Origin of the sequence: uncultured Algibacter sp. (genome assembly GCF_963976535.1) — a bacterium.
Classification (GTDB): Bacteria; Bacteroidota; Bacteroidia; order Flavobacteriales; family Flavobacteriaceae; genus Algibacter_B.
The window spans coordinates 22,751-28,750 of record NZ_CAXBLF010000045.1 but is presented as its reverse complement, the minus strand read 5'-3'; the positions used below and the strand labels follow the sequence as shown (position 1 = coordinate 28,750).

General features: G+C 32.8%; 3 protein-coding genes. 2 read left to right on the top strand and 1 reads right to left on the bottom strand.

The features are described from left to right. Positions 1–91: 91 nt before the first annotated feature. On the bottom strand, positions 92–1,687 hold the full coding sequence (gene gltX / locus AAC024_RS11920) for a glutamate--tRNA ligase (protein ID WP_339895664.1): 1,596 nt from the start codon (positions 1,685–1,687) through the stop codon (positions 92–94). Positions 1,688–1,954: 267 nt separating this feature from the next. On the opposite strand from gltX, the gene AAC024_RS11915 reads away from it, so the two are divergent. Beyond that, the gene (locus AAC024_RS11915) at positions 1,955–5,377 is read left to right on the top strand and encodes a DUF4175 family protein (protein WP_339895662.1); all 3,423 of its coding nucleotides are present in this window, start codon (positions 1,955–1,957) and stop codon (positions 5,375–5,377) included. Beyond that, entirely contained in the window at positions 5,370–5,780 is a 411-nt protein-coding gene (gene ybeY / locus AAC024_RS11910; RefSeq protein ID WP_339895661.1) for an rRNA maturation RNase YbeY, read from the top strand. Before AAC024_RS11915 ends, ybeY begins: the two co-directional genes overlap by 8 nt. Positions 5,781–6,000: the final 220 nt, after the last annotated feature.

Genomic DNA, 6,000 nt, shown 5'->3' with positions numbered 1-6,000 from the left:
AAGTTCCGTTTTAATGAACTTTATGGGTTGTTAAACGAAGATAGCCGAAATGTTTTACAAAGTCAAGTACATAGCTTTTGAGAAAAGACTATTATAAGCCATTAATAACCTTTTCAATCCGTTTAACCGTTTCCGCTTTCCCAATCATAAACATAATATCAAACACATCCGGACCTTGTAAAGCGCCAACTAAAGCTAAACGTAGAGGCATCATGACTTTACCGAAACCAATCTCGTTGGCTGTAATCCATCCTTTAATATCGGTTTGCATTGTCGTAACGTTGTAATCGTCAATATTATTTACTATTTCAATTAGTTGAGACATTAACGCTTTAGTATCTTCTTTAAAAGCCTTTTTGGAAGCTTTTTCATCATAAGAAGTAGGCGCAGTGAAGAAGAAGTGACTTAAATCCCAAAAATCTGAAACAAAGGTGGCGCGTTCTTTTATTAAACTAACAACCATTTTAATGTAGTTTAATTCTATGTCATTACGAGGAGTTAGCGACGTGGTAATCTCATCGTTAGAAACAGATTGCTTCGTTTCACTCGCAATGACGTTTAAATTCGTATCCACAATTAGCTTAAAAGCTTCAGCTAAAACATCATTATTTTGCTCTTGCATGTAATAATGATTAAACCATTTAATTTTATCGGGATCAAAACGCGCACCCGATTTGTTTACTTTTTTTAAATCGAAAGCTTCAATCAATTCATCTAATGTGAAAATTTCTTGTTCCGTTCCAGGATTCCAACCTAAAAAGGCTAAGAAATTAACCATGGCTTCTGGGAAATAACCATCTTCTTTATAACCTCTAGAAACATCTTTTGTTTTTGAGTCTTTCCATTGCAACGGGAATACAGGAAAGCCCAATTTATCACCATCACGTTTACTCAATTTCCCTTTTCCTGTAGGTTTTAAAATAAGAGGTAAATGCGCGAATTCAGGAGTTTCCCATCCAAACGCGTTGTATAATTGATAATGTAATGCTAAAGATGGCAACCATTCTTCGCCACGTATAACATGCGAGATGTCCATTAAATGATCATCTACAATATTGGCTAAATGGTAGGTTGGCATGCCATCACTTTTAAACAAGACTTTATCATCTAAAACATTGGTGTCAATTTTAATATCACCACGAATAATATCTGTTAAATGCAAAGTTTCATCTTGAGGTGATTTAAATCGAATCACGTAATCTTCACCAGCATCTAATTTAGCTTTTACGTCTTCCGCGCTAAGCGATAAAGAATTACTTAATTTTAATCGGTTATGCCAATTATAGATAAAGGTTTTTCCTTTAGCTTCGTGGTCTTTTCTGTGAAAGTCTAAGGTTTCAGAAGTATCAAAAGCATAATACGCGTTGCCAGATGCAATCAACTCATCGGCATATTGTTTGTATAAATGCTTGCGTTCGCTTTGTCTATAAGACTCTTTTTTCATTCCCTCGGAGAAGGGAATCTGCGGCCCTTCGTCAAATTCTAGTCCGCACCAATTTAAAGCGTCAATGATGTATTGTTCTGCGCCTTCAACATAACGATTCTGGTCGGTATCTTCAATTCTTAAAATAAAAGTTCCGTTATGCTTTTTAGCAAATAAATAGTTGAATAAAGCTGTACGAACACCTCCTATATGTAAAGGTCCGGTTGGACTTGGTGCAAAACGTACACGAACATTTTTAGTCATATTTTGTAAATTTGTGGCAAAGATACAATTATCAAGACGTTTTTTAAGACACGGATTTCACAGATTTACACGGATAAAATAGTTTATCCATAAAAAATCTGTGAGAATCTGTGAAATCCGTGTCAAAATGACTTCCCAATATTACCCTAAATTATCAGGTACTTTTTATTCTTGTAAAAATAAAATTGTAGTTTAGTCTATTAAACCAGTTTTTTCATTTCCGCGAACCTGCCTGCAGGCAGGCAGGGGCGGAAATCTACCCAAATCATGAATAATTTTAAAGACATACAAAGCAAATTAGAATCATTCATTAGGCGATATTATACTAATGAATTGCTTAAAGGCGCCATCTTATTTTTTGCTATTGGTTTACTTTATTTTTTGTTTACCCTTTTTATAGAGCATATTTTATGGCTAAATACAACGTCAAGAACTGTTTTATTCTGGTTATTTATTGCTGTTGAATTAGGCTTGCTTATCAAGTTTATTTTTATTCCATTGGCAAAGTTATTCAAACTTCAAAAAGGGATAAATTATGAGGTGGCTTCAAAAATTATTGGAAAGCATTTTCCTGAAGTGAATGATAAACTGTTGAATGTATTGCAGCTTAATGAAAATACTTCTAAATCGGAATTATTACTGGCAAGTATTGATCAAAAGTCCTCAGAATTAAAGCCCATTCCGTTTAAATTAGCGGTTAATTTTAAGAATAATATTGGGTATTTAAAATATGCGGCTATTCCTATTGCTATTTTGCTTTTAACCTTTTTTACAGGAAATTTTGATTGGTTTAACGATAGCTATAAACGAGTTGTTCATTATAAAACCGCTTACGAACCACCAGCACCATTTCAGTTTTTTGTGGTGAATGAAAGTTTAGATGCTATTGAAAATAAAGATTTTAAACTTATTGTAAAAACAACAGGAGAGGTAACACCAGAAAGTGCTCAAATAATATATAATGACGAAACTTATTTTCTGCAACAAAAAGCTGTTGGCGAATTCGAGTATGTATTTACACAACCAAAAGACCCTATTACATTTCAGTTATTAGCTAATGATGTAACCTCAAAACCTTATACTATAGATGTTGTGGAAACGCCATCATTATTAAGTTTTGAAATGGTTTTAGATTACCCAGGTTATACTAAAAAGAAAGATGAAATATTAAAAAGCACTGGGAATGCTTTGGTTCCTGAAGGAACGCGTGTAAAATGGCAACTTAAAACAAAGTCTACGGATGAAGTTTTTCTATACGCAAAAGACACTGTTGGTTTTAGCTCTGATAAAGCGGGTGTTTTTGAAGCTTCGAAGCGCGTGTTTAGCAATTTCGATTATACGTTAAGCACGAGTAATAAAAACCTAAAAGACTACGAGAATTTAGCCTTTAGTATTGATGTTGTAAAGGATGAATATCCAGAAATCAATTTAAAAGTTGAGAAAGATAGTTTGGATTTACAGACACTTTATTTCTACGGACAAGTGAGCGACGATTATGGTTTTAACAAACTGCAATTGGTGTATTACCCGTCTGAAAATGAAAAAGATAAACTGTTTAAAGCGATTCCCATTTCAAATTCAAACATCGCAGAATTTATCAGTGCATTTCCTAATAATTTAAATATTGAAGAAGGCATTTCTTATGAATTATATTTTCAAGTATTTGATAATGATATAGTTAATCGATTTAAAAGTGCAAAAAGCAATGTGTTTACCTATAGAAAGCGCACCAAAGATGAGGAAACACAAAAGAATCTGGAAGAGCAGAATGAAACAATTAAAGATTTAAATAAGTCTTTAGAAAAGTTTGACGAACAAGAGAAGAAATTAGAAGAATTAACAAAAACTCAAAAAGAAAAATCGAATTTAAATTTTAACGATAAAAAGAAGTTAGAATCATTTTTTAAGCGTCAGAAACAGCAAGACGAGATGATGAAAAATTTCAATAAAAAGTTAAAAGATAATTTAGAAGAGTTTCAAAAGGACAACCCAAAAGAAGATCAATTTAAAGAAGATTTAAAAGAGCGATTAAAGGACAATGAAGAGAAACTGAAGAAAGACGAGAAACTATTAAAAGAAATTGAAAAGCTTCAAGAGAAGATAAAGCAAGAAGATTTAATTAAAAAATTAGAAGAGCTTGCAAAACAAAATAAAAATAAAAAGCGAAGTTTAGAGCAGCTTTTAGAGTTAACTAAGCGGTTTTATGTAGAGAAAAAGTTAGAAAAACTGAGAGATGATTTGGAGAAATTGGCTGATGAACAAGAGAAACTATCTGATAAATCTGAAGAGGAAAACACCAAAGAGAAACAAGACGATTTAAATAAACAGTTTGAAGCGTTTAAAAAGCAAATTGAAGAACTAGAAAGAGATAGTAAGGCTTTAAAAAAGCCCATTGAAATTCCTCGAGATAAATTGGATGAAAAAGAAGTTGAAAAAGAGCAGCAAAAAGCCTCAGAAGAATTAGAAAAAAAGGAGCAAAATGAAGGCTCTGAACAAGGACAAAAAGAACCTACTGAAGAGCAAAAACAAAATTTAAAAAACGCTCAAAAAAGTCAAAAGAAAGCGGCTCAAAAAATGAAGCAAATGAGTAAGCAAATGCAAAGCTCCATGCAATCTGGAGGCGGAGAGCAAATGCAAGAAGATGCGGATGTACTGCGTCAAATATTAGATAATTTGGTCTTATTTTCTTTTAATCAAGAAGCGCTCATGGATCAATTTAAGTCTATTGAAATTAATCATAATAAGTTTGCCACCTATTTAAAAAAGCAAAATAATTTACGAGAACATTTTGAACATATTGATGATAGTTTATTTGCGTTATCGCTTCGACAACCAAAACTTTCAGAACAGGTTAATAAGGAAATCACAGAAGTGTATTATAATATTGATAAAGCATTGGGTTTACTGGCGGAGAATCAATTATACCAAGGGGTTTCAAACCAACAATTCACGGTTACAGCTGCAAATAATTTAGCAGATTTTTTAAGCAATGTATTGGATAACATGCAAGATAACATGAACATGAGTGCCGGCAAAGGAGGCGAAGGCGACATGCAGTTACCAGATATCATTATGAGTCAAGAGCAGCTTAATAAGATGATGGAAGATGGCATGAAAAAGGGAGAGCAAGGTAAGCCTAAAGAGGGAGAAGGAAAACAAGAAGGACAAGGTGAAAAAGAAGGAGAAAAGGGTAAAGAGGGTAAGTCTGGAAAAGAGGGAAAAGAGAAAGGTAAAGAGGGTCAGCAAACTGGTGGCGAAGGTGAAGGGACGAACGAAGATCTAAATGGACTACTTTATCAAATTTATCAACAACAGCAACAATTAAGACAAGCGCTTCAAGATAAGCTAGCAAAAGAAGGGAAAAGTGGAAACGGAGATGCTCTAGTTAGGAAAATGGAAGATATTGAGTTGGATTTACTGAATAAGGGTTTTACGCAGCAAACACTTCAAAAGATGATGGAATTGAAACATCAATTATTGAAGCTTGAAAACGCCACTTTTCAACAAGGCGAGGATAATAAACGAGAATCTGAAACCAATAATAATAGATTTGATAATAACACGAATAATCAAATCCCTACAGCAAAACAATATTTTCAAACTACAGAAATATTAAATCGACAAGCTTTACCTTTGCAGCAAGTTTACAAAAAGAAGGTGCAAGAATATTTCAAAAAAGCGAATGATTAACTTCAATTACGAGACAGAATTTAAATTAGATTCAGAAGATTATATTTCAAAATGGATAACTGATGCTATTATTTCTGAAAAACACAAATTAGAAGAGATTAATTATGTGTTTTGTGATGACGAATATCTACATAAATTGAATGTAGAATTCTTAAAACATGATACTTTAACAGACATAATTAGCTTTGATTATTCAGTGGGAAAAATTATACAAGGGGACATTTTCATATCAGTTGAAAGAGTGGTAGAAAACGCCAAAGAGTTTAAGGCTTCTTTTGATGAAGAATTACAACGAGTAATCATTCATGGGATACTTCATTACTGTGGCTATAAAGATAAAACTGATGATGACGCTAAGGTAATGCGTGAAAAGGAGAACCACTACTTATCTCAATTAGCTTAGGATTTTATAGGAATTCTCAAAGTTTATTTTGAGGTTTCAATTGAAATTATCATTCTCGTGAAATCGAAGATTCATGAATTCATGAATTTATATTATACGTTAATGAATAAAGCGGGAATCTAAATCATAGTTTTTGTCTTTGGCTAAAAACTAGTGTTTTAAAGATTTCAACGTATATTTGCAAATTAATTTCCATGAAGATGGAAACCTATTATAAGGT

Bases quoted from the DNA above. Each gene is read 5' to 3' on its own strand.
- gltX (WP_339895664.1), bottom strand. From the start codon at position 1,687: ATGACTAAAAATGTTCGTGTACGTTTTGCACCAAGTCCAACCGGACCT.
- AAC024_RS11915 (WP_339895662.1), top strand. From the start codon at position 1,955: ATGAATAATTTTAAAGACATACAAAGCAAATTAGAATCATTCATTAGG.
- ybeY (WP_339895661.1), top strand. From the start codon at position 5,370: ATGATTAACTTCAATTACGAGACAGAATTTAAATTAGATTCAGAAGAT.